Source organism: Mucilaginibacter terrigena (assembly GCF_004168255.1).
In the GTDB taxonomy this organism is placed as follows: Bacteria; Bacteroidota; Bacteroidia; order Sphingobacteriales; family Sphingobacteriaceae; genus Mucilaginibacter; species Mucilaginibacter terrigena.
This window is the reverse complement of the sequence record NZ_SEWG01000005.1, coordinates 460,535-486,305: the sequence shown is the minus strand read 5'-3', so window position 1 is coordinate 486,305 and position 25,771 is coordinate 460,535. Positions and strand designations below refer to the sequence as shown.

The window sequence follows — 25,771 nt, the reverse complement described above, 5'->3', positions numbered from 1 at the left end:
TCAATTCCTTTGAGTTTCACCCTTGCGGGCGTACTCCCCAGGTGGAATACTTAACGCTTTCGCTTAGACGCTGACCGTATATCGCCAACATCGAGTATTCATCGTTTAGGGCGTGGACTACCAGGGTATCTAATCCTGTTTGATCCCCACGCTTTCGTGCCTCAGCGTCAATGACACTTTAGTAAGCTGCCTTCGCAATTGGTGTTCTGTGACATATCTATGCATTTCACCGCTACTTGTCACATTCCGCCTACCTCAAGTGTATTCAAGCCTATCAGTATCAAAGGCACTGCGATAGTTAAGCTACCGTCTTTCACCCCTGACTTAATAGGCCGCCTACGCACCCTTTAAACCCAATAAATCCGGATAACGCTTGGATCCTCCGTATTACCGCGGCTGCTGGCACGGAGTTAGCCGATCCTTATTCTTACCGTACATTCAGCCCTCTTCACGAAAAGGGGTTTATTCCGGTACAAAAGCAGTTTACAACCCGTAGGGCCGTCTTCCTGCACGCGGCATGGCTGGTTCAGGCTTGCGCCCATTGACCAATATTCCTTACTGCTGCCTCCCGTAGGAGTCTGGTCCGTGTCTCAGTACCAGTGTGGGGGGTCATCCTCTCAGATCCCCTAAACATCGTAGCCTTGGTAAGCCATTACCTTACCAACTAGCTAATGTTCCGCATGCCCATCTTAATCCTATAAATATTTGATTACAACAAAATGCTATGTCGTAATGTTATGCGGTGTTAATCTCTCTTTCGAGAGGCTATCCCCCAGATTAAGGTAGGTTACATACGTGTTACGCACCCGTGCGCCACTCTCATGTGAAGCAAGCTCCACAATCCCGTCCGACTTGCATGTATTAGGCCTGCCGCTAGCGTTCATCCTGAGCCAGGATCAAACTCTCCATTGTATAATGTGTTGTTCAAATCCAGACCCTATTAACTCAATCAATAGTAATCTGTAAAAAAAAATATTCTCTTACATTATCCCTATCCCTTAAGTTTCGCTCTTAACCGCTGAACATCGCTGTTCTGCTGTTACGCTGCATAATTTATTCTCTATCTCTTTTAAGAACTTTTTTCCTCGCCTCGCGGGTTGGTATATGTTGTGGCCATTGCGGCGTTCAACTTTCAATCTTTTAATTTCAGAAAACCCTTGTGGTTATCTTCTTTATTGCTTTTCGTTCGTTTCCGAAGCGGCTGCAAAGATGCGATTATTTTTAATTCGTGTCAAGTGTTATTTTCACTTTTTTTGAATTGTTTTTTCTTCGCTATCTTTTCAATTAACAACCGCAATTCCTTTCGTTGTTGCGGGCTGCAAAGGTGCAAATAATCTTTCGGTTTGCCAAGTGAAAAAACCACTTTTTTAAACTTCTTTTTTATTCGCCAAACTTCAAAAAACAACGCCCTTTTATTTGAGCGGCCACAAATGTAAGGAGAAAACACCTATCAGCCCAAACATATTTTCAAATAATTAAAACAATTATGTAACTGCCTGAAAACTACCGTTAAACTTTCACCTAAATACAAGTGCAAACATCAATTGCCGGCGTGTGTATGTATATATTGGTTGCAAACTTGCAAATAAGCTCCCCTGAAAATTTTGCGTAAGTTTGATTCAGATATGGATAATTACAATTTCCCGCCGCACTTTTTAGATGATTTGTGCAACGAACCGGGCTTTGACCGCCAAACTTTTATCGACGCGCACCAGTCTGAACCCGCCCCAACGGCTATCCGGATAAACCCTTTTAAGCCGTCGGCCGTTAAAACCGACTCGCAGGTGCCGTGGTGCGCAGAGGGTTTTTATTTAAACGAGCGCCCTTCTTTTACTTTCGACCCGCTGTTTCATGCGGGTGCTTATTACGTGCAGGAAGCTTCATCCATGTTCATCGGGCATATATTAAATACCATCCGCCCAAATAAAGATGGTGCTATTAAAGTATTAGACCTATGCGCCGCGCCAGGTGGTAAAACCACCCTGCTCAATTCGGCGCTGCAAAGCACTGATCTGTTAGTGGCAAACGAGATCATTAAAACGCGTGTACCTATACTAACCGACAACCTAAACCGATGGGGCACATCAAACACCATTGTTACCAATAACGACCCAAGGGATTTTAATGCCATCCATAGTTTTTTTGATGTGGTACTGGTCGACGCGCCATGCTCTGGCTCGGGCATGTTTCGCAAGGACCCCGCGGCCATGAACGAATGGAGTGAGGGCAACGTAAACCTTTGCCACCAAAGGCAGGAACGCATCCTGGCCGATATTTACCCGGCCATAAAAGAGGATGGATACCTTATATATAGTACGTGCAGTTATTCGCACCAGGAGAACGAGGAGATCCTGGATTGGCTTTGTACTGAGTTTGGTTTAGAAAGCATCCGCATACCTATATATAAGGAGTGGGGAATTGTTGAAACCGAATCGCCGCTGAAAAAAGCATGGGGCTACCGCTTTTACCCCGGCAAGGTAAAGGGCGAGGGTTTGTTTGCGGCCTGCCTGCGAAAAAAGGAAAGCAGCGGCGGCCTGTCTAACTACAAAAACAGCGGCCAGCAAAAGCTGCCCGCAAAAGAAATGGACATTGTAAAAGGTTATATGAAAAATGCCGACGACTTTTATTTTTTTAAGGTGAACGAGGACTGGCTGGCCATAAACCGCGAGCACAAAGAAAGCCTTAATATTTTGCACCGGCACCTGTATATCAAAAAGTCGGGCGTGCGGATTGGCAAACTTGCGGGTAACGATCTGATACCCGACCATGAGTTAGCTTTAAGTCTCGCTATTAATAAGGATGCGGTGTTATCTACCGAACTTACCAAAGAACAGGCCATACAGTATTTACGCCGCGATAATATAGACCTGGAAATTACCGGCAAAGGCTGGAGCCTAATGACTTACGAAGGTTTGGCATTGGGATGGGCCAAGTTATTGCCCAACAGGATCAATAATTACTATCCGAAGGAGATTAGGATTATGAGCCAATTTAGCAGTTTGCAGTAGGCTGTTTGCAGTTACCTGTATACAATGCAAACTGCCTACTGCCAACTGATCAAATATTCTTCCCATCAACTATCTTAAAAAATTCATCGCGGTAGGTATCACCTACGGGGATTATTTTATCGCCAATGAAAATGCGGCTGCGTTCAATACTGTCTATCTTATTAATAGATACGATGTATGATTTATGCACGCGGATAAAATGCTTTGGCGGCAGGGCGTCTTCCATTTTCTTCATGCCTTGCAGGGTGATGATGCGCTCGGCAGGGGTGAATATAGAAACGTAATCTTTAAGGCCTTCTATAAAAAGGATATCATGCAGGTAAACCTTCTGAATTTTATGCTCGGTTTTAACAAAGATAAAATCGCTCATAAAATCATCCTGCTGAACAGGCTCGGCCGGCGCCGCGGGTTTTGCAGCAGGTTGTATAAGCCCCTGCGCCTTTTGTACCGATTTAAAAAACCTGTCGAAAGCTATCGGTTTTAACAGGTAATCTACCACATCAAGCTCGTAACCTTCCAGGGCATACTGCGGGTAAGCGGTGGTTAGTATCACCTTTGCCTTGCCGTTGGCTATCCGCAGAAACTGGATGCCGGTAAGCTCGGGCATTTGCACGTCTAAAAAAACCAGGTCTATCCCGCCGTCCTGTACCATGGTTAAAGCCTCGATAGGATTGGTGGTTGCTTTAACTAATTGCAGCGAAGGCATCTTGGAGATATAATCTTCCAGTATATTTAGCGCCAAAGGCTCATCATCAACAACAAGGCAACGGATCATATGGCTATAAAACTAAGGATAATTGACAAGTGTATGTATCCGCTTCGTCGCGAATATCTAAATTATATTTTCCGGGGTATAAAAGATCGAGCCTGCGGCGAACATTTGCCAGGCCTATCCCGCCCGAGGCATCCCGGTTATGCGTGTGTTTTTTGTTTTGGATAAAAAAGTAAAAGTTCCCTTCTTCCAGGTTTATTTTAAGCTTTATGGGCGATAGCGCATCGTTTGCTATCCCGTGCTTAAAGGCATTTTCGATAAATGAGATAAGCAGCAAAGGCACAATATGCTGGTTGGTTACCTCGCCTGTTACATCAAAATTGATAAAGGCTTTATTGCCAAACCTTATCTTTTGCAGGTCGATATAGTTTTGCAGGTATTGCAGTTCTTTGGTCAGCTCCACCTTATTATCGTTGCACTCGTAAAGCATATAACGCATAATTTCGGATAGCTTTAAAATGGCTTCGGGCGTGGTATCAGATTTTTGATAGGCCAGCGAGTAGATGCTATTTAAAGAGTTGAACAGGAAGTGGGGGTTTATCTGCGATTTAAGAAAAGACAGTTCGGCACTAAGGCGCTGGTTCTCCAGATCGCGCTGGATACGCCCGTTCATAAACCAGTCGATAGTAAATTTTAAAACTGTACTTAAAAAAACAAAAACAATGCTGGTGAATGATGTGCTAAAAGAGTATTGCCAAAACCCAATGGCCTTGCCCATACGCACATATGTAAGGGGCTTAAATATTACAGCCAGGCCAAATTTAGAAAGGCCTACTGCAATAATTGCGGCTATAACACACAGGGCATAAATTTTATATTTTTTTTTATCTAAAAATTGGGGGATAAGCACCAGGTAGTTTAGATAGAACAGGCCGATATTGACAATACCAAATACCACAAATATGATCAGCAAACTTTGCATGGTGCTTTTACCACCATTGTGCGCTACAAACACAAAGAAAGTTATCACACTCACCCAGAACAGTACGTGCCAGAATATTTGCCAGCTTCTTCTCATTAATATTATAGGGTATTAACCTGCACTAAAGTAATATTTTGAGTTGAATATGCCTGTGTAATTATATATAGTTATAATTTTTGCCGATGAACGGGCATTTAAAACCGATGAACGGGTTAATTGGCCTTATTAACCGTTCATCTACAAATGATGACCGTTGGTCTAATAGTTTTTAGCAGGTAAATTATTTAGTATTTCTTTGTTCTATCAAAAACGATAACACAATGAAAAAGTTAGTTTCAAACTCAAATCCATTTATTTTATTACTGGCCCCTGTAGTATTTGCCATTATAATGGGCGTAAGCTACCAGTTTGAACAAAAAAGACAATTTACTGCTCATAACTCAGCTGTGCAGGCTACATCGTTATTTATTAAAGGTGTAACCGTTGTTAAAACAGTGTGCTCTGTTGCTACCGACAAACTATGGTAATCCAAACAAACGGCTTATCATTCAGCTTCGGTAATCAGCAAGTTGTTAAATCGCTATCCCTGCAAGTTCCGGCAGGGAGCATATACGGGTTTTTAGGGCCAAACGGCGCCGGTAAAACCACTACTATAAAAATGCTGCTAAACCTGTTACGTACAGGCGAAGGCAGCATTCATATTTTTGGGCAGGAGCTGGAAGCAAACCGTATCAGCATACTATCGCAAATAGGCTCGCTTATAGAGCAGCCTGCCATATACCATCACCTTACCGGCCGCGAAAACCTGATGAACCGCGCCATGCTTTTGCAGGTTAATGAGAACAAGGTTGATGAAATGCTGAAACTTGTTCAGTTAACCAATGCCGGGGGTAAAAAAGCCGGCCAATATTCATTGGGGATGAAACAACGCCTGGGTATTGCACTGGCTTTACTAAACGACCCTAAACTATTGATACTGGACGAGCCTACTAACGGGCTTGACCCTAACGGCATCATCGAGATCCGCGAGTTGATGATGAAACTTGTTGCTAACGGTAAAACCGTATTTATATCGAGCCACCTGCTTGCCGAAATTGAAAAGATGGCCACCCACGTTGGTATTATTAATAACGGCGAGCTGATGTTCCAGGGCACGATACACGATCTGCAAAATATAAGCCAGCCCCTTATACACATCGAAACAGATAATACTGTTGATGCCGCCAACCTTTTAAAGCGCCATAATTTTACGGTAACCGAAATTGACCAGGACCAGCTATTTGTACCATTTAACTCTAAACAGCAAATTGGCGACATCAACACTTTGCTTATACAAAACGGGTTTACGGTATTTGGCATAAACAAGCAGCGAAAAGACCTTGAACGGTTATTCTTAGATATTACTACCAAAAGCAATTAAATTATAATGAAAGGATTTCTACTATCGTTCCAGTCTGAATTTTACAAGAGCCGCAAAACGCTTGGTTTTTGGGGCGCTATAATTTTACCTTTGCTTATAACCGGCTTGGCTTTTGTATCCGTTTATTCAAAAAGTACCGACCTTGCCAAATTGCCGCCAATGGGGCTTTGGGTACAGTTTAGTATGATAAGCCTGGGGAGTATGGGTTCGTTATTGCTGCCTATTTATACCATATTTGTTGCCTACTCGGTAAACAGTGTTGAACATAAAGCCGATACCTGGAAAACCTTATTCAGCTTGCCCATATCCCGCTGGGCGGTTTATGGTGCCAAATACTTTTACGCGTTTTTCCTGCTTTTTTTATGCCTGGCGCTGTTTGCCCTGTTTAATATTGCCTTTGGTAATTTATTAAGCGTTGTAAAGCCAGCATTGAAGTTTAACGAGTATCATATGGAACTTCAGCTGATCCAGGTGTTTTACAAGTTGTTATTATCCGCGTTAGGCATACTATCTATTCAATTTTTACTGAGCCTTTTATGGTCAGACTTTTTGAAGCCAATGGGGCTTGGCTTTGTTGCCTCGGTAGCCGGCGTTATACTGGCATCCAATAACTGGGAGTACAGTTACCTGTTTCCATACGCGCATCCTATGGGCGCGTTAAAAAGCATGCTGAAACAGAACCAGGAGCCGGCAAGGAGTTTTGAAATAGATATATACACTAAAGATGTGTATGTGAGCCTTGCTGTAGCCGTTGTAGTATTTATTGCAGGTTACTTTATTGTACAAAAGAAAAGCGTGAAGTAAATGTTAGAGGTTAGATAAGCGGTTAATTAGATTAGCCATTTTATTTATACCTTTAAATAAACCATCACCTATGAGCTGCTTACTATTCCTAAATGTCGACACGGTTGGTATTTTTATCATACTGTTTTTAGTTGTTGCCTATTTCGGGCTTATCATATTCAGTTTGCTTGATGCCGTTCGGTCAACTTTTAAAAATCCGGGTGCTAAAGTAATTTGGGTGTTGTTTATTCTGTTTGCGCCGTTCCTGGGTTCAATACTATACCTAACGCTTGGCCGTAACTCCCGGATCTGAAAGGCTGTTGTTTAATCGCGACAGGTTTAAATTCAGATCAGCCGACAGCATGTTATTATTACCGCCCCGAGTTACCAGACATTATCTGCCAAAGGTGATTTTTAAACCGCCTCGCACAGTACACCATCAATTTCTTCAGGTTTCTTTTCAACGTGTTTTTTCTCATTTGCATCCTTACGGTATTTAGCAAGATTTATCAGCAATACGCTAACCAATATAATTACCAGTCCGCCTATCTGCAGCCAGGAGATATGCTCCTGCGCAAACATCACCCCTAACAATACCGCTATGACCGGGTTAACGTACGAGTGTGTGCTTACCTGTGTTGCCGGCCTTACCTGCAACAGCCATACGTAGGCGGTAAACGCCGCTATCGAACCAAAAACAATAAGGTAAATAACGGCCAGCCATGCCTGGGTGGGTACGGTGGTAATGTCGAAATTTGCAAACTCGTTATGCCAGGCGCTTACCGGTAAAAACGCAATGCCTGCTACCAGCATTTGCCATGCGGTATTTACGCGTGCCGGGCTGCTGCTTCCTTTATACTTTGAGTATAACGATCCGGCCGACCATGCTATAGGGCCAAGCACCAATAATCCTACGCCCCATATTTTAGCATCATCGTGGGTGCCGCCCATGGTGTTAACAACCTGTTCGCCAAATAGCAATATTACACCTGCAAAACCAATTACCAGCCCAACAATGGTGGCGGTGCTGCGCAGGTTCTCTTTCCAGTTTCTTTTATCGAGCACTACAAACCAAATTGGGTTGGCCGATACCATAATGGCCACCATAGCGCTGGGCAAAACCTGTTCAACCCATATCACTATGCCGTTGCCAATACCAAGTAAAACTATCCCGCCTATGGCTGCGTTTATCACATCTTTTTTCACCCAGATCTTATCGCCCTTAAGCGCACACCAGCCAAGCATCAATAAACCGGCAATGGTATAACGCATAGCGCCCATCAGCATTGCCGGTATGCCCTGTATAGCCACCTGGATAAAGAAATAGGTTGAACCCCAAACAATATATACAGTAGCAAATGCTATAATAACCATTAATGGGGATGGTGTTTTTTGTGTGGTAGCGGTCATGACAATTGTTGTTTAGAAATTAAAGAATCGATGCTCCATTTATATCCCGGCAGTGTGGCCAGCAAAAAGCTTGCTGCGCTTACCGTGAAAACAGAGTACCCTATAGGCGAATCAATACCCCTGGATATCGTCATTGATAATGCAAAAGCAAGGGTTAATGCACCGCTGCCCAAAGCGGCAATACGTGTAAATAAACCAAGTAGCAACATCAGGCCAAAAATGCCCTCGCCTATAGTTGCTAATACGGCAAGTGGTGTTACAAGCGCATCGGGCAAAAACGACATGGTTTTTCGCGATAGCACCATAAAATGTTCCCAGTCGCCCCAGCTTATATGTGGTTGCCCGTAAGCGCCCAGCCAGCCAAGCCTGTCGGCAACCAACCAAACATAACCAATGCCAAGCGCTGCCCTTAAATATAATGCCGTTAGTTGCTGAATTTTTACCTGCTTCATCATTTTTTTGTTTACTGATATAAAATTACACCACAATTGGCCTACCTTTATAGTCCAGAAAAAACAACCGGGATAGTCCAGCATGCAATATATAACAGGTTTACTTAACATTGACAAAAGCTTGCAGGTGCCTGTGTATCTGCAAATAGCCAACGGAATTATTTGTCATATCAGGCAGGGTACTTTAAAGCCGGCATCGGCATTACCCAGCAGCCGTGCACTTGCCCTTGGGTTAAAGGTTCATCGTAATACCGTAGTTGCGGCGTACGATGAGTTGTACGCACAAAGTTGGGTTGATGTGTATCCGCAAAAAGGGATATTTATTGCCGCCAACCTGCCCGAACTATCGCCACGGCCCATTGCCGAAAGCCCGCAGAAATTAGTTTACCCAAACAAAACCTATTTTGATGTTGGCGACAATAAACTATCACACATTAATCTGCAAAAGCAAAGTACAGGGCATATCATCGCGTTTAACGAAGGTTACCCCGACACACGCCTTGCCCCTGTTGAACTGATGCTGCGCGAGTACCGGCGTTTTGCCAACTACCACTTTACATCAAAATACCTGTTATATGGCCCCGAGCAAGGTTCGGAAAACCTGCGGACGGAGCTTGCCCGTTTCCTTGGCGAAACCCGCGGTTTACATGTAACGCCCGAACATATCCTGATAACCAAGGGCGCGCAAATGGCTATTTACCTGGCCGCGCAACTGCTATTGAATAAAAACGATACCGTAATAGCCGCCGACCCGGGTTACTGCGGGGCTAACGAAACGTTTGTACAAACCGGGGCTAATTTAGAATTGGTGCCTGTTGATGAGTTCGGCATCAGCCTGGATGCGGTGGAGGAGATCTGCAAAAAGAAAAAAGTAAAGTTGCTGTACGTGATACCGCACCACCATCAGCCTACTACGGTTACCTTATGCTCTGAGCGGCGCATGCGCCTGCTGGAACTGGCCATGAAGTACCGCTTTGCCATTATCGAGGATGATTATGATTACGATTTTCACTATTCAAGCAGCCCGATATTGCCGCTTGCCAGCGCCGATTATTATGGCAGTGTAATATACATCGGTTCGTTTTGTAAAACTATTGCGCCGGGTATCCGCATAGGGTTTATGGTGGCGCCACCCAATTTAATAAGCCAGGCTACCAAAATGCGGCGGATAATTGACCGCCAGGGCGAGCACCTTTTGGAAGAAGCCATGGCCAACCTGCTAAAAAATGGCGATATAACACGGCATTTAAAAAAAGCCAATAAGTTATACCACGAACGGCGCGATATACTGTGCAACCTGTTAACCCGGCAAATGGGCGAACATGTGGAATTTAAAATTCCTGACGGCGGTTTTGCCATCTGGATGAAGTATCTTAACGGGATAAAACCAAAGGATGTTGCCGAAAAAGCTGCTTCGATGGGTTTAGCTGTAAGTGCAGGGCAGGATTACTACTACGATCATTCCCGCGAAAGCGAGCACATCCGGATCGGGTTTGCATCCATGAATTTCACAGAAATGGAGCAAGCCACCCACATTTTGGCAAAGGCATTAAAGAAACTGGTTTAATCTTTTTTACCGTTCTCTACCCGTTTAACCTCCTCACGGCGATCCTTCTGAAAGTCGAAGTTGTTAAACGCTTCTGTTTGTGGGATATCTACCAAAAAGCTGTCCAGTTCATCTATCTCGATGGTGATATTACCTGTGGCAAGGTCAATGATATGGCCGCCGGCTTTTTTATCATCACTCAAAAAATGGAAGTGATAACCGGTGATATTCGGCCCGTCCATATATGCCGGTATACGGTATCCTACTAACGTACCCCTGATATTACTGAATTGAAAAAAATGCTGCAGCGAAAGCATATCAGCCAAGGGCACATAAGGCTTTTGCGTAACCGGCGGGAAGGCCCTGGTTTTAACGCTGTTAAATGTGCCTTTTATTTTAATAGCGTAAATGCCGTTCTTGTTAGATAACACATTATCAAGGTATGCGTATAATTTATCCTTGCTAAGGCTTATTGCTGTTTTAACAATTTTATCCGCCTTAAAAAAATTAACCACGGTAAAAGGTGTCAGTTCGGTTTCTTTAACTTCAAAGGTCCTCCCGGTAGATTGCGTTTGGTAGATCTTTCCATCTAATACCAATATTTCGCCGTCAAGTTTATCGGGGGCACCTAAACCAAAATCGCCATGTTGCTTAACTTTGCTGTATGGGTAAACGGCATCATATAAACCGCCAATAAATGCGCTGGCATGGCCTGCGGTATAAAGGGTGTTATTTTTTGTTTGTGCCGATGCATTGCCAAACGCAGCGAGGCATAGTATGGCTAATAAACAGGTGCAGGGGTTGCGAAAGGTCATAATATGTGTTAAAAATATGCGGGCTAATATACTTAATCCCTGTAGGATAATGCTTTGCCGCAAAAACTTAATTCGCCAAGAAATGTACCGTGCAAATAAAACCGGCAATTTATAAGCCTTTACACAAAATTTGCACCCGTCATAGTAACAATTATTCCCCTTTTATCGTCATAGGTTTTAATACTGCGATTAAACCCTATGGCTTACACGAACAAGATCATATACAACCCATATAACAAACAGGAAATAAAGTTTTTGCAAACCGGTAAAAACACCGGTGGCAAATTATTAGAAATGGAAGCCACTTACAGCGCGCCCGGTAACGAACCCGCACCACATTACCACCCTATACAGGAAGAGTTTTTTAAGGTAATAGCCGGCGAAGTAAATGTACGTATTAACGGCAATGTTAAAGTATTGCAGGCCGGTGATGAATTACATATACCAGCAAACACCGTACACTGCATGTGGAACACGCACACCGGTAAAACAGTTGTTAACTGGATAGTTAAACCTGCTTTACAAACCGAGTACTTTTTAGAAACAGCCTATGGGCTTGCGGCAGACGGCCAGATAAATAAAAAAGGGATGCCCTCTGTTTTGCAGTCGGCGGTGATGATGCGTACGTTTTCTAATACATTTCGCCTGGCAAAACCACCTTATATAGTGCAAAAGATATTATTTGGCCTGCTTAGCCCGTTTGCTTACCTGGCCGGGTACCAGGCAACATACAGGCACTACCTTAATTAATCAACGATCTCTGATATCGAACTGCGTTTTGCTACCGTAAAAACAACCCCGTTAATGGATTGGTAACCGCTGCTTGCTGTTTTAATATTGCGCTCCTTAACAATTAACGATTTGTTATCTACCCGCATTTTACCCGAAATATTGGTGTTAAAGTAACACCTGATGGGTAGCTTGCTCTGCTGGTTATCATAATTTTTAGATTCGCCGCCTTTAAAACTGATAATACTTGTTGCAGGCCCGGTGCTTTCAACAGTAAATGTAAGCACCTGTTTACCGTAAACTGTGGCAATTGTACTTTTCCACTGTGTGCCTTTGGTTAAACTATAGCCGTAAGGTAATTTAACTATCAGGTCAATAGGGTTACCAACTATCAGTTGATCGGGCAGTAATCCGGAAAAGGCCAGTAATGAATCGTTTTTGTTTTGCAGGTAAGTACGAAAAGCTACCGTTAGTATCCCGCTTTTATCTGATATTACATTCAGTATTTTCTTACGTACATCATTCAGGCTTTTCTCGATAAACGAACTGGTATCAATTGCCTTGTCCGAACTGTAGTTAATTTGCTGCTTATCGGTTTTTACAGTATCGGTTATTTTGTCGGTAGTTATTTTAAATGAAAATATATTATCAGAAACCTGCTCGGCAGTGTAACCACGACTAACAAATGAATTGCTTTTGATATTAACAGCGCGTTTGCCTTGCTGAAAAACAGTGTTAGACCTGATGTATATTTTCTTGGTATGCTTATCCCCGTTTTTTAAAACGGTTTGTGCAAAGCACGTGGTAGCCGTAAATAATATTATAAATAACAATAAGTGTTTTTTCATTTCAGGGGGTTTAGAAAAGCAGGATACTTGTTGCTATAATAATATCGGGTGTGTAATTAAACAATTGTGGAACCGGCCCCGGGGCCTGCCCTTGCTGCCCGTTATTGCCCTGCGGCGACTGCCAGTATATAGGCCCGGCCTCTATACCTTTAAACAAGCCAACCCAACCCGCTGTGTTATTATCATAGTAGCCGGGGCCAGCTGCGTACGGGTCGGCAGCTACGCCCGAGTGCCAATAATAAGCAGCAGTACCTGCCGCGCTTTCTACGCTCCAATACCCGGGGGTAGTTGGGGTGCCCGGTAAATTTGTTGCCGGCTTATATAGGTTAAATGATGACTTTACGGACGGTAAAACCACCGGTAAATCGGCATCGGGAAGGGCAGGCATTTCGGGGGTTTCAGGCTCCAGGTCGGCGGCAGCCAGTACAGGCTCTGGAGCGGCAATTGCAGGCAATTTAACCTGCGCTAACCGCGCTCCCGGCTCTGAAGGGATATAAGGCGGCGGGATTCGCCAGTCTGAGGCATTTCCGCGCGATTGGGCAAAACTGTCGTTTACAAATAAAATTGCTGTTATCACCAGCAAACTAAAAGCTAACTTTTTCATTACTTAATTTTTATCGGACCAACGAAAGCGGATAACCTATGCTAAATACCATATTAGGCTTATCCGAACTATAACTTGTTAAATTAGTAACCCCAAGGCCAACAGATAATGGGGTTTTAAACGGCTTTACGCCCAAAGAAAACCCCAAATTTACCCCCGACCACTCTGCGTTTAAATTAATATGTTGTATTACCTCATACGACAAGCTTCCAAAAATCGCGGTGCCGTATTTACCTTTCCCTTTGGCTATATCCGTAGGGCTTTTGTGCAGGAACCGCCCGTTGCCCACACCAATGGTGTACGATAGTTTTGAGGTGCCCGGCGTTTTTGACGGCACCGATTGTATTGCATGGCTAAATGCCACAAAATAGGTAGACCCGGCCGCATCAGAATGTATGGGGCTGGCAAATAATTGTAAGCCCCCCGCAGATATGCTGCTGCCAGCAAATACTTTTTTACTTAATACAAAGTTTGCAGAATAATTGTTTAGGCTGGATAGGTTTGCAATATTCAAACTCGCTGCAAAGTTTACCGCCGTTACAGGGTTTCCTATACATGCCCCTACCGAACCGCTAAGATCGGGGCTATGGGTGTATACCTGCGGGTAACTCCCGCCTATACCCCCAAATAACGATGCGCCCGAACCACCCCAGCCCGAAGGTATCATTACGCCCTGTGGTGCATCATTCGGGCTTAGTTCGCTCACTCCGCCTTTCTCCGGCGATTTTATTATTCCGTTTATCTGGTCTAATATGCTTTTCTCAAAAACGGTTTGACTAAAAGCTACCTGCGGAAAAATAAAACCCAGTAGCGCGGCTATCAGCAAAACCCTATGCGCAGCGTACTTGTAAATCATCATGATAAAATCAGGTAGCATATTTAAAAACAATCATGCGGCAATATTATATACCTGCCATATAATTATTTTATAAATATATAGATATTTTATAACAACAAATACAGGCCTAATAAACTTACAGATAAGTTATTACAGAATATGTTTTTAGCGAAATTTTATTGTTAAGCTTTGCAAACCCACATTATAAATGAAGCCGGTATTGTATTTTATACTGCTAAAGCCAAACAGAAAACACTTACTTTAGGTTAAACAGACAGGCAATTTTTAATAAAACCCGTAATGGCCCGATCATTTTATTTCACCATTCTATCGCTGATCATTTTTACTTCGGTAAGTGCGCAGGAGCGGTATACTGCATCCAATATCCATTCGCATAACGACTATTCGCGCCCAAACGCGTTTTATCATGCATTTAACGCCGGGGCGGGCGCAATTGAGGCAGATGTATACCTACGCTATGGCAAACTGGTTGTTGCGCATGATACCTCGGCCGCAAAGCAATATATCACTTTCCAAAAAATGTACCTGGAGCCGATACTAAAAGCCATGGCTACCCAGCCAAGGCCGCTTAACCTGTTAATTGACCTTAAAGGAGATTATGAACCTATATTAAGTGAACTATTAAAAGAGTTAGCCCCGCTAAAAAGCCTGATAAAAGATAATAACCAAAACCCTTTAAGCATTATTATTACCGGGAACCGCCCGCCCCCGTCATATTATAACAAGTACCCATCTTATATTACTTTTGACGATGATCTGCTGCAGCCCCATACACCGGAGCAGTGGGCACGGGTAGCACAGATAAGCCTCAACTTTGAAAATTACTCTAAATGGCAGGGCGAAGGCACTTTGCCTGTTACGGATGAAAAAGTGCTCAAATCGGTTATCAACGCGGTGCATGCCGCCGGTAAAAAGATCCGTTTTTGGGCTGCGCCCGATAATAACGCAGGCTGGCAAAAATTAATGGAATTTGGTGCGGATATTTTATCTACCGATCATATCGACCAGCTACTTATTGAATTAGCCGCTAAATAAATGGCGAAGCTCTGGTGTTAGGCTTCGCCATTTATGTTTCTGTTAATTTAAATGGTGTTAACCTGCAATTTCGGTTAAACGGCCTACCATCTCCATGTGGATCTTAGCCCCAAAATGCATAGCATTGCGGGTTAGCACCTGCGTAAAAGCTTTTTGGGCTTTTTCAAAATACTGTAAACCCAAGTAGCCCAACCCCTGCAAAAAATAACAATGAACCTGGTTACGTGCTTTCAGGTCGTCCTCAAATATCAGCAGGTTTGGTAACGATACCGCAAAGTAATCGATACTTACCTCGTCATCCATATGCCCGGTTCCATAACTTATCAGTTTGTTGAATATTTGGTTTGCTCCTTCGGTATCGCCAAGGCTTTTTTTGGCAAGCCCCAGGTAAAAAAGCTTATCGGGCTGCTGGTCGTTATAAAACACCGCGGCGGTTGGGTCCTCCAGGCCAACGGCCGCCTTTTTGAAATACGCGTTAGCTTGTTCCTGCTGTTGCATGTGCCCGTAAGCACAGCCCAGCCAGTAAAAAATATCATTTTCCTGCGTTCCGTAAAGCTTGCCTTCACCCAAATTATACGGATAGGTTTGGGCCCCGGTCAGCTTTTCAATAGCCTCAGTATAGCGGCCGTCTGCTAAATACTGTTTTGCAATTTCAATCAGCGCGCTTACATACTGGCCTGATACCTTGCCCTCGCCCCCTTCCCAGGGATGAAACTGCCTTTGCATGATCAGGTCGTACGCCTTTTCATGCTCGCCAATAAAATTGTATAAGGCGGCGCGCTCCAGGTATACATCGTCTCGTTGGCCGGCAAGCGCAAGGTTAACTTCAATAAATTTAAGCCGAGTTTTGGCCGGGTGATTTAGTTTTTTATAAAGCTGATCAAGTTCCATCAGCACCCGGGCATCGGTATTATCCAGATTAAAGGCTTTCTCAAAACAAACCAGCGCTTTCCCGGCATTGTTACGTTTATTGTAGTACGCTATTCCCAGGTTACGGTATACCGTAGCAAATTTACCATCTAACTTTGCCGATGCCTCCCATAATGCGATGGCATCATCATATTGCAGCTTATCGTAAAATAAGTTTCCTAAATAATAGGGCGCTTTGTCATCTGCAGGGTTTATTTGCGATGCCAGTTGAAGCACCGCTATATCCTCTAACCTATCCGGGAAACAGAGATAAGGGTTTGCTGAGGATGCTTTTTCAAAAAAGCCCAATGCTTCCGCTTCATTGCCTAATCGATGCTGAAAATAACCCAGGTAATAATATACCATAGGACTGGTTTCCGTACCGTTTAAGGCATGTTGCAGCATATCTGCTGCCTCTGCAAATAAACCTGCGGCGGCATAATCTAAAGCGTATTCAATAAAGTTTTGGTAATACCCCCTTGATAGGGTTATCAGTTGATTTAAGCTTGCCTTACTTTGCTTATTATCGCCCATTACCGCATGCGTGTAAGCCTGTTCAAATAAAGCCCCCAGGTTAAAGGGATCGCGTTGTAAAGCGGTGGCCGTTACTTCTATTGCATCTGTTAGGCGATTAAGCTTGCGGCAGGCTGCGGCGTGTAAAACATAAGCTTTGCTATTATTGGCGTTTCGGTCGAGGGCGGCAAGGGTGTGTTCGAGTGCCGGCTCGTAATCCGCGTTTTGCAGATCTATCTGCGCTAATAAGAAGTATCCGCTATCCTTCCATGCGTTACTCCAGGTAGCTTTGTAAAACGCCTGGTACGCTTCATCAGTCCTCCCTAAAAATTTAAGCGCCAGGCCCAGGTTATAATAACATTCGCCATCGTAAGGGTTGGGGTTACGTTGAATACTGGTTTCTATCGCTTTGCGGAAATAAGGCTCGCTTTTGGCAAATTGCCCGCGGCGCAGGTACCATACGCCCAAAGCATTATTACTCCGGATGTCTTTAGGGTCGCGGCGCAGGGCTTCTTCATAGTAATTAATCGGACTATAAGTGGCGTGGCGGTATTGCTCCAGGTGCTGGCCTGTTAAAAACAGCTGTTCGGTATTCTCTACTTCGTTTGGCTGTAAGGCGGGTTTTGCTGCCTGCGGGATGTCGTTCAGTTTATTATCTGCCGAATCGTATTGCAACAGTTTTTTTCCTGATGATGAATAGATGGCGATGGTTAATTGTTTTTCGTCGATACCTTTCGCGTCAACTTCTTTTGTATAAACCTGCTCGGGTGTAATGTTCACCACTTCGTAAAGCAGCAAAGTATCTTTGTGTTTTAGTTTGATATTAAGATTATCGTGCGTGCCGGTAGCATGTACCTTAACCTGTACTTTGCCGTCAACAACGTCAAGCGCTATTAGCAGATCTTTACTGGCGTTTTTGATCACCCCTAACTCGCGGTAGGGCATAAAATATTGGGTAAAGTGTTTTTCCTCGTTCGGCATCAGCCATGTAAAATCGGGCTGGTTATCGGTAAACATACCCGTCATCAGTTCAATGTACGGGCCGTCCTCGTCGGTGAGGTTTCTGTCCCAGGCCAGGCCGAAATCGCTATGTCCCCAGGTCCATTGCTTTTTACCGGGAGATACGTGGTGATTGGCCACATGCAATAAACCTGCCTGCGTATCATGCTCGTACCCCCCCACAAAATCGTAGTTAGAGTTAATAGCCATGTATGATGTTGGTACCGGGATATTCTTATATCGGGATATATCCGTACCCGGTGAATAATCAACCTTATAATAGGTACCCGTAGCTATCGGAAAAGTAGATACATCACGTTTGCCATGGTCAAAAACTGCGTTTACGTCCGGCGGGAAAACCGACTGGTAATCGTCATTAACCTTAACAGCGGGGTTTGCCCACCATAAAAAGGTTTGCGGCAGGCTTGAGCGATTGTATAGTTTTGCCTTTATTTCGATATAGGCCTTATCAGGATGCAGTGTATAACCGGCCATACCTTTGGTGTGGAACATGCGCTCCACCTCGTTCACCCAAACGGTTTTGCTGCCGTCGGCATTTTCCTCTATTTTATAATCTACCGGTTCAAATGTGCTTGGGCGGTGGTGCTGCGGCCAGTTAAATTCTATTCCGCCCGAGATCCACGGGCCGGTTAAGCCAACAAGCGCGGGCTTTATAACCTGGTTATAATATATAAAATGCCTTTGTTTTACCTTGTCATAAGCCATCTGGATGCGGCCGCCCAGTTGGGGCAGTATCAGTATTTTAATATACTTGTTTTCCAGGTAAAGGCCTGTATATTCCTTGTCTTCCTTTACGTCGTAAATTTTTTCGATAACGGGGTTGGGATACACCTTACCGCTGCTGCCCTGGTAAACCCGTTTCTCAAAAAACATTGGGTTTTTATCCGGCTCTCCTATACCGTAGGTAGGTATAATTACTTTCTCTTCCCAAGCGTTTACATACAAGTTATTCATGTATTATGGTGTTATTAATGTCTAATCAAATTATCTTCCAATTCCTCAAGCGTTTGGCCTTTTGTTTCTTTAACTTTTGCTTTTACAAACAAAAACCCCAGGAAACAAATACCCGCGTACATATAAAATGGCCCGTAAGCCCCTAAAACTTTAGCCAGTATGGGGAAGGTAAAAACAAGTATAAAATATGCGCCCCATAACGATACGATGGCTATAGACGATGCTACCCCGCGAATTTTGTTAGGGAATATTTCGGATATTAAAACCCAGGTTACGGGTGCCAGCGAAATAGCGTAGGTGCTAATTGCCAGCAGTACAAATATAGAAACAAGCCCTGCCGGGAAATGATTTTGCAATAAAAATGCCAGTACGATATAAAGGATAGATAAACCTAACGAACCATACAGCATTAACGGGCGGCGGCCAAGTTTATCAACCTGCCACATGGCCAGCAGGGTAAACACCAGGTTTACAATGCCAATAGCTACGGTTTCGAATAACTGGCGGTTAAGGCTTGCCCCAACCGATTCGAAGATGGTTGAAGTGTAATTAAACACCACATTTATGCCGCAAAATTGCTGGAACACCGCGAGCGTTATACCTACAACAACAGCCGGGCGTACCGCCTTTTCAAACACCATAGCATATGATTGTTTGGTGTTGCCCACCAATGATTTCTCTACCGCCTTAAAGGTTGCTTCTGCAAAACCGGCGGAACCTATCTTATTCAATATTACTTTTGCCTCGTCAGGCTTTCCTGATTTTATGAGCCAGCGGGGGCTTTCGGGCAGCCAGGTAACACCTATTAAAAATATTGCCGAAGGCACTACACCCAGGCCAAACATCCATCGCCACGAATCGGGGCCGTGGTCTGCCAAAAAGTAGTTTACCAGGTTGGTAACCAAAATACCAATTACCACAGTAAGCTGGTTAATAGCTACGTTACGCCCCCGTACTTCGGCAGGCGAGATCTCGGCTATGTACATAGGGCAAAGCATAGATGCCATACCCACACCAATACCGGCTGCAAACCTTAAGATTAGAAAGTAAGTTAATGTTGTTGAAAACGCTATACCGATTGATGATACCGCAAAAATTAAAGCGGCTATGATCAACCCCGGTTTACGGCCATACTTATCGGCAATGTTACCGGCAAGCAGGCACCCTACTATACAGCCCAGCGCAAGCGAACCGGTTAAAAAACCTTCCCATGCCGGGGTTAAGGCAAACTGCGCGCGCAGAAACGGCAATGCGCCTGATATAACTGCAAAATCAAACCCAAACAGGTAACCGCCCAATGCCGAAATAAAGGAGATGCCGATAATGTAGCTGCTGTTAAAGGTTACTGTTTTATTTAAGTTTGACTTCATTGGTGTTAATTTTCTGTTTTTTAAATTTAACTATTTGATATGCAGATATACAACTGCCCCGCCCCCCTGAACTAATTTTAAATTCAGTTTGCTTTCGCGGTTTATGGTAATGGTTTTATGCTCGTATTTTGATGCCTCCTTATCGGCATCCGCAGCATCGGTGTATATATCGGCTATGTAATTGATGTTGGCCGGGAGAAATGACAGGTCAAGGTTCAGATCCCTCGCGTCCCAATTGGTCATAGCTCCTATGTACCAGTTACCGTTCTTCCTTTTTGCTATCGCGATGTGTTCGCCTACTTTAGCATCCAGCACGCGGGTTTCGTCGAAGGTTGTAGGCACTGCCGACAGGTATTCCATTATATCAGGGTATTTCTCATATTCGACAGGCGAATCGCATAGTACGCCAACCGGTTGGTCAAATACTACAAACATGGCCAGTTCGTGACAGCGGGTGCCTTGTGTTGATGGCAGGCCTTCGGCAATGGGTTTAAAGCTGCTTTTAGAACTGTTTCGCATCGATCCCGGTGTATAATCCATAGGCCCGGCCAGCATCCTTATAAAAGGGATAATAGTATGATGCAGTGGGTTGGTGGTGTAATCCCACTTGGAACATTCCTGTCCGCGCACGGCTTCGTAATTAATGATATTTGGGTAGGTGCGGTCCATACCAGTTGGTTTGCTGCAACCATGAAAATCTACCATCAGGTGCCTTTCGGCAGCTTTTTTGGCGATAAGCTCGTACCAGCCGATAGCCTGCTGGTCGTCGCGGTCAAAAAAATCAACCTTAAAACCAGCCGCGCCAATATCCTTTATATAATCCAGGCTTGCATCCAGATCTTTTAAAATTGATGATGCAACGCACCATACAAAAACCCCTACGTTTTTATCTTTAGCATGTTTTATAATGGCCCGGATATCTGACCTGCCCGTTGGTTTCCTTACATCGTAATTGTCAGACCAGCCTGCATCTATCAGCACGTACTCCAGCTTGTTTTTGGCCGCAAAATCTACATAGTAATTATATAGCTGTGTGCTCCGGTGATCCATTCCTGATGGTATCGGCGCACCGGGTAGTAAGGCATCGTGCCACCATTCCCAGGCTGCTTTGCCTGGTTTTATCCATCCGGTATCCTTAATAACCGATGGGGTTGATAGTTTATAAACCAGCTGGTTTGTCAGCAATGTTTTATCATCATCGGTTGCCATTACAACTCGCCAGGGGTAACTGCGCCTGCCATCGGTTTGTGCAATATAGTTTGTACGTGTTTGTACCACCGAAACAAAATCGCCCCAACTGCCCATTTTGGCAAATTCGGGATATGCTGCCCATTCGCCACGTATATTCCCGTTCTTTTTCTGAATATACATTCCGGGGTAATCAAACAGGTCCGCTTCGGCAATTATAACTTTTATTTTATCGTTGTAAGAGAAAAGCGCCGGGGTTATAGCGCGCGTACCTTCTTTTATCTGGCTAATTGCACTATGCTGCACATAAGGCAATTCCCATGCGGTGTAATTATCCGTCTCGGCCATGATAGCGCCGGCGGTATTGTTTAAATTAAATGTGGCCTGCTCGTTATATACTTTTACGGGTTGGCTAAAATCGGTTATAAACCGGTAGGCAATACCCTCGTTATAAGCCCTTAATAGCAGTTTATAATTCCCTTCAAAACTTAATGTAAGCTGAGTATAGTTATCTGCCAATGCTGCCTGTTTACCATTTAAGGGATGAATTACCTTATCAACGGTAAGTTTTTCTATATGTCTGATCTTTGCAGCTACGCCCAAAATCATATTATCCAGTTTCATAGAGATCGCCGACGGCATGATAACCATCGTATTTTTATAACTGACTGAGTATGCGAGGCTATCACCTACCGCCAGTTTCACCACCATGTTACCATCCGGCGACGATACAGTAAACTGCTGGGCCGCAACCGGGCACACAAAAGCAATAAGTATTATAAGAACGGAAAGGTATTTCTTCATAATTGGCCAAACTTGAACAAGATATGCTGGTTATAGGTATCGCCCGGCTGCAAAATGGCCTGCGGGAAATTAGGATTATTAATACTATCCGGGTAATGCTGGCATTCCAGGCAAAGCCCGTCGAACGGCTGTACCGGCCGGCCGGTATGTGTCAACGCTGAGCCGGACAGGTAATCGCCGGTGTACAAAAACAACCCAGGGTAGTCGGTATAAACCTCTAAAGTACGGCCCGATGTTTCATCGCTAAGCTTTGCGGCCGGCATTAGGCCAGTTTCATTTTTGGCTTTATCGATAATATAAAAGAGGTTTAACCCCTTTATGCCGGCATCGCCGGTTTGAAATTTATCGCTTAGCTTATCATTATTAAACGCCTTTGGCCCCGCCGGCAAAATTGCCCCGCTAACGGTATGGTCGGGCCGGGAATGTAATGTTAAGTTCCCTTTTATGATCAGCTTTTGATGGTTTATATTGTTGTTAAAGCCCGATAGGTTAAAATAAGAATGGTTGGTAAAATTAGCTATGGTTGGTTTATCGCTTGTGGCCCGGTAGTTTATAAGCAATTCATTATAATCGTTCCAGGTGTAAGTTACCGTCAATTCGAGGTTCCCGGGGAAGCCACCTTCGCCATCGGCGCTTTTTAACGCCATTATTATTTTATCATCAGCAACCGAGGCCTCAAAAACTTTTTTGTTAAACCCATGTGTGCCGCCATGGTTGCAATTTTTTCCATCGTTATTATTAAGCTGGTAATAGTTAGCATCAATACTAAACCCTGCATTGCTTATGCGGTTGGCATAGCGCCCAATTGTAGCGCCTATATAATTGGTGTCGTTTAAATAGCTATCCAGATCTGGGAAACCAATTATCACATGCCCCGGTTGCTGCTGCCGGTTTGGCACCACAACCGATACCACTGTTGCGCCGTAATTGCTTAGCTCAACGTAGCCCCCGCTATCATTTTCTACCTTAAAAAGATAGATTGATTTATCATCAGGCTGCCCCCATAAGCGGGATGAAATATTAACAGCCATAATATACAAGCAATAGTTTATCCATCGGGTTAACATGTGTTCATCGGCGGTCTTAAGAATGCCGATGGGGTTTACGCTTATTGGTTATGGTAAACCTACCACGAAATGGCATCAAAAAAAATGGATAAAGTTTTAATTTTGATGGATAATATTACCATTTAGCTTATTAGCAATAATGTTACAATCAGGTATAATTTTACAATGTGCTTTTTATATCCCTATATAAGTTAATATAAATTTAATTGCCTTAACATGGTGTTGCAACGCTACGTTTAATATTCCTTTATTAGTGCTAAAACGCTGTATCAAAATCCCTTTTGTGTGATAAAACAAATTATTATCTTTCCCGTTGTTAGATTTTTGCCGCCTTTGCTGATGCCATGACCAAACCACATGATAAACCTTTTTTAAATGACCAGGCAATTGCTGCCAACGAGCAACGCTTTAGGGCTTTGGTAACCGCAACTTCTGATATTATATACAGCATGAGCGCCGACTGGCGGGTAATGAGGCAGCTGGATGGCCGGGGCTTTTTACAAGATACACGCGAACCTACAACCCATTGGCAATCTAAAAACATCTATCCCGAAGACCAGGAAAAAGTATCTGCGGCCATTAACGACTCTATCCGCAAAAAAAAGATATTTGAGCTGGAGCACCGGGTGTTGCGCATTGACGGCACCCCGGGATGGACATTTTCGCGTGCTGTGCCTATCCTGGATGAAAATGGCGAGATCATAGAGTGGTTTGGCACCGCAAGTGACATTACCGAACGCAAGCAGGCAGAAGAGGCCCTTAGAGAAGCTAAAGAACGATCTGAGCAGCAAAAAAGATTATATGAAACCATTACTTCGGGCACTCCCGATCTGATGTACGTTTTTGGGCTCGACTATCGCTTTGTATACGCAAACAGCGCCTTACTTAATATGTGGGGCAAAACCTGGGAAAACGCCGTTGGCAAAAGTTTACTGGAAAATGGCTACGAACCCTGGCATGCCGAAATGCACGAACGCGAGATAGACCAGGTAAAAGCAACCAAACAACCTGTCCGCGGTGAGGTATCCTTCCCACATGCTACTTTGGGGCGGCGGGTTTACGATTATATTTTAACGCCGGTGTTTGATGAGCATGGCGAAGTTGAAGCAGTAGCCGGTACCACCAGGGATGTTACGGAGCGCAAACAATGGGAACAATCGCTGGCCCAAAGTTCCGAAAAACTACAGGCTATTAATGAAGAAATGATGGCCACCAATGAGGAACAGGCGGCCTCTAACGAAGAACTAATTGCCACTAACGAAGAACTGGCGATGGTTAATAAACAACTATTGGAAGCCCGCCAAAAGATAGAAGAGGGAGAAGTCGCCCTACGTTTAGCTATCAATGCTGCCAATTTTGGCACCTGGTTTATTCATTCGGTTACACGCGAATTTATCACTAATGCACGCTCTAAAGAATTATTTGGTTATTATTCGGATGAAGACCTATCAATAGAACAGGCCTTAGCACAAATCACTGAAGAATACCGCGGTTTTGTAGCAACCAAACTGGAGAACGCGATATATCATAACGGCGATTATGATGTAACCTACCCTGTTATTGGCTTACATGACCAACGCCTGCGCTGGCTGCGGGCTATTGGCAACCTTAAAGCAGACCCTTCGGGCACTTTCTCTGCTTTTACCGGGGTAGTAATGGATATAACTGAGCAATACCTGGCAGCTTTAAAGGTAGAGCGTGCCGAAGAAAGCCTGCGTATGGCAGTTGACGCTGCCGGTTTAGGCACCTATTTTATTAATGCTACCGACCGGATCTTCTATCCTTCGCCAACCTTAAAAGAGTTTTTTGGCTTTAGGCCGGATGAAGAAGTCCCGTATGAAGCTGCCATAAACCAAATTCACCCGGAGTACCGCCAGAAGGTAATCGATATGGTAGAAGCAGCTTTTAAAAAAGGCGAACGATTTGATATGGAATACCCGGTAATTGGCCACCACGACGGCAATACCCGCTGGGTGCGCGGCATAGGCACCATGCAGCATTACGATGGCAAAGATTTTTTTACCGGTGTACTGCACGATATAACCGAACGCAAACAGGACGAGATGCGTAAAAACGATTTCATAGGAATGGTGAGCCACGAACTTAAAACACCACTTACCTCGCTAAACGCAATTATACAGGTGGCCAGCGCCAAACTAAAAACCAGCGACGATGCATTTTTGGCCGGCGCCATGACAAAAGCCAATGCACAGGTTAAACGGATGAGCACAATGATCAATGGTTTTTTAAATGTCTCGCGGCTGGAAGACGGGAAGATCATGATCGAAAAAAGTCATTTTAATATCCAAGAATTAGTACAGGAAATTACCGAGGAACTGAAATTAAGTGTAACCAACCATCACATTAACCTGTTTAAATGCGCACCAATTGTTGTTTATGCAGATCGCGATAAGATCAACTCTGTTATTTCAAACCTTATCAGCAATGCGGTAAAATATTCACCAAACAATACTACGGTAAAGGTATCATGCGCAGTAACCGAAAATGAGATAACCGTAAGCGTGTGCGACGAAGGTATTGGTATAAAGCCTTCGGACACGGAAAAAATATTTGATCGTTATTTTCGTGTCGAAAGCAGCAATACCTGCCATATTTCGGGGTTTGGTATTGGTTTATATTTAAGTGCCGAGATCGTTGAACGCCACGGCGGCCGCATCTGGGTTGAAAGCGAACCCGACAAAGGCTCAACATTCTACTTTAGCCTGCCGCTTTAATATCTAAT

General features: G+C 44.1%; 21 protein-coding genes and 1 rRNA gene. 9 read left to right on the top strand and 13 right to left on the bottom strand.

From position 1 onward, the window contains the following. A 16S ribosomal RNA gene (locus EWM62_RS15090) occupies positions 1-912 on the bottom strand; the annotation flags it as partial. A gap of 713 nt (positions 913-1,625) precedes the next feature. Between EWM62_RS15090 and EWM62_RS15085 the strand changes: the two genes are divergently transcribed. Next, positions 1,626-3,008, top strand: coding sequence for a methyltransferase RsmF C-terminal domain-like protein (locus EWM62_RS15085; protein WP_129877493.1), 1,383 nt, complete (start codon positions 1,626-1,628; stop codon positions 3,006-3,008). A gap of 49 nt (positions 3,009-3,057) precedes the next feature. Here the strand turns inward: EWM62_RS15085 and EWM62_RS15080 are convergent, their stop codons facing one another. Both EWM62_RS15080 and EWM62_RS15075 read right to left on the bottom strand, forming a co-directional pair. Further along, positions 3,058-3,783, bottom strand: coding sequence for a LytR/AlgR family response regulator transcription factor (locus EWM62_RS15080; protein WP_129877492.1), 726 nt, complete (start codon positions 3,781-3,783; stop codon positions 3,058-3,060). 4 nt (positions 3,784-3,787) lie between these two features. Continuing rightward, positions 3,788-4,798, bottom strand: coding sequence for a sensor histidine kinase (locus EWM62_RS15075; RefSeq protein WP_129877491.1), 1,011 nt, complete (start codon positions 4,796-4,798; stop codon positions 3,788-3,790). Positions 4,799-5,022: 224 nt separating this feature from the next. On the opposite strand from EWM62_RS15075, the gene EWM62_RS15070 reads away from it, so the two are divergent. The 4 genes from EWM62_RS15070 to EWM62_RS15055 all read left to right on the top strand — a co-directional run bounded on the left by EWM62_RS15070 (position 5,023) and on the right by EWM62_RS15055 (position 7,218). Continuing rightward, on the top strand, positions 5,023-5,229 hold the full coding sequence (locus EWM62_RS15070; RefSeq protein WP_129877490.1) for a hypothetical protein: 207 nt from the start codon (positions 5,023-5,025) through the stop codon (positions 5,227-5,229). Beyond that, positions 5,223-6,122 carry an ABC transporter ATP-binding protein gene (locus EWM62_RS15065; RefSeq protein WP_129877489.1) on the top strand — a complete coding sequence of 300 codons (900 nt, stop codon included), beginning with the start codon at positions 5,223-5,225 and terminating at the stop codon, positions 6,120-6,122. Before EWM62_RS15070 ends, EWM62_RS15065 begins: the two co-directional genes overlap by 7 nt. 6 nt (positions 6,123-6,128) lie before the next feature. Further along, positions 6,129-6,926, top strand: a complete 798-nt coding sequence (locus EWM62_RS15060; protein ID WP_238989358.1) for an ABC transporter permease — start codon at positions 6,129-6,131, stop codon at positions 6,924-6,926. Positions 6,927-6,996: 70 nt separating this feature from the next. Beyond that, positions 6,997-7,218, top strand: a complete 222-nt coding sequence (locus EWM62_RS15055) for a PLDc N-terminal domain-containing protein (protein WP_129877487.1) — start codon at positions 6,997-6,999, stop codon at positions 7,216-7,218. Between the two features lie 101 nt (positions 7,219-7,319). On the opposite strand, the gene EWM62_RS15050 is transcribed toward EWM62_RS15055, so the two are convergent. Then, on the bottom strand, positions 7,320-8,315 hold the full coding sequence (locus EWM62_RS15050) for an EamA family transporter (RefSeq protein ID WP_129877486.1): 996 nt from the start codon (positions 8,313-8,315) through the stop codon (positions 7,320-7,322). Beyond that, positions 8,312-8,770, bottom strand: a complete 459-nt coding sequence (locus EWM62_RS15045) for a TQO small subunit DoxD (RefSeq protein ID WP_162499851.1) — start codon at positions 8,768-8,770, stop codon at positions 8,312-8,314. The genes EWM62_RS15050 and EWM62_RS15045 overlap by 4 nt, the downstream gene beginning before the upstream one ends. A 79-nt stretch (positions 8,771-8,849) precedes the next feature. On the opposite strand from EWM62_RS15045, the gene pdxR reads away from it, so the two are divergent. Beyond that, entirely contained in the window at positions 8,850-10,334 is a 1,485-nt protein-coding gene (gene pdxR / locus EWM62_RS15040) for a MocR-like pyridoxine biosynthesis transcription factor PdxR (RefSeq protein ID WP_129877484.1), read from the top strand. Here pdxR and budA read toward each other — a convergent pair. Beyond that, positions 10,331-11,128 (bottom strand): acetolactate decarboxylase, encoded by a 798-nt coding sequence (gene budA, locus EWM62_RS15035; RefSeq protein ID WP_129877483.1) that lies wholly within the window; start codon positions 11,126-11,128, stop codon positions 10,331-10,333. The two genes, pdxR and budA, sit on opposite strands and share 4 nt — an antisense overlap. 198 nt (positions 11,129-11,326) lie before the next feature. Here budA and EWM62_RS15030 point away from each other — a divergent pair, with 198 nt between their 5' ends. Continuing rightward, a complete protein-coding gene (locus EWM62_RS15030; RefSeq protein WP_129877482.1) occupies positions 11,327-11,878 on the top strand; it encodes a cupin domain-containing protein in 552 nt (183 codons plus the stop codon). On the opposite strand, the gene EWM62_RS15025 is transcribed toward EWM62_RS15030, so the two are convergent. From EWM62_RS15025 to EWM62_RS15015, 3 genes are read right to left on the bottom strand one after another with little or no spacing between them, the layout of a single operon-like run. Next, complete coding sequence (locus tag EWM62_RS15025; RefSeq protein WP_129877481.1) at positions 11,875-12,705, bottom strand: hypothetical protein; 831 nt, start codon at positions 12,703-12,705, stop codon at positions 11,875-11,877. The genes EWM62_RS15030 and EWM62_RS15025 overlap by 4 nt on opposite strands. Positions 12,706-12,715: 10 nt before the next feature. Then, the gene (locus tag EWM62_RS15020; protein ID WP_129877480.1) at positions 12,716-13,309 is read right to left on the bottom strand and encodes a hypothetical protein; all 594 of its coding nucleotides are present in this window, start codon (positions 13,307-13,309) and stop codon (positions 12,716-12,718) included. Between the two features lie 10 nt (positions 13,310-13,319). Next, positions 13,320-14,168: a hypothetical protein gene (locus tag EWM62_RS15015; RefSeq protein WP_129877479.1), complete on the bottom strand. Its 849-nt coding sequence runs from the start codon at positions 14,166-14,168 to the stop codon at positions 13,320-13,322. A 279-nt stretch (positions 14,169-14,447) separates the two neighbouring features. Here EWM62_RS15015 and EWM62_RS15010 point away from each other — a divergent pair, with 279 nt between their 5' ends. Beyond that, positions 14,448-15,203 (top strand): PI-PLC domain-containing protein, encoded by a 756-nt coding sequence (locus EWM62_RS15010; protein WP_129877478.1) that lies wholly within the window; start codon positions 14,448-14,450, stop codon positions 15,201-15,203. Between the two features lie 57 nt (positions 15,204-15,260). On the opposite strand, the gene EWM62_RS15005 is transcribed toward EWM62_RS15010, so the two are convergent. From EWM62_RS15005 to EWM62_RS14990, 4 genes are read right to left on the bottom strand one after another with little or no spacing between them, the layout of a single operon-like run. After that, a complete protein-coding gene (locus EWM62_RS15005) occupies positions 15,261-18,599 on the bottom strand; it encodes a DUF5107 domain-containing protein (RefSeq protein WP_129877477.1) in 3,339 nt (1,112 codons plus the stop codon). Between the two features lie 14 nt (positions 18,600-18,613). Further along, positions 18,614-19,969 (bottom strand): sugar porter family MFS transporter, encoded by a 1,356-nt coding sequence (locus EWM62_RS15000; RefSeq protein ID WP_129877476.1) that lies wholly within the window; start codon positions 19,967-19,969, stop codon positions 18,614-18,616. Between the two features lie 30 nt (positions 19,970-19,999). Beyond that, positions 20,000-21,961, bottom strand: coding sequence for a glycoside hydrolase family 97 protein (locus tag EWM62_RS14995; protein ID WP_129877475.1), 1,962 nt, complete (start codon positions 21,959-21,961; stop codon positions 20,000-20,002). Continuing rightward, positions 21,958-22,992: an aldose epimerase family protein gene (locus EWM62_RS14990; RefSeq protein ID WP_129877474.1), complete on the bottom strand. Its 1,035-nt coding sequence runs from the start codon at positions 22,990-22,992 to the stop codon at positions 21,958-21,960. Before EWM62_RS14990 ends, EWM62_RS14995 begins: the two co-directional genes overlap by 4 nt. 380 nt (positions 22,993-23,372) lie before the next feature. On the opposite strand from EWM62_RS14990, the gene EWM62_RS14985 reads away from it, so the two are divergent. Further along, positions 23,373-25,763 (top strand): PAS domain S-box protein, encoded by a 2,391-nt coding sequence (locus tag EWM62_RS14985; RefSeq protein ID WP_129877473.1) that lies wholly within the window; start codon positions 23,373-23,375, stop codon positions 25,761-25,763. Positions 25,764-25,771: the final 8 nt, after the last annotated feature.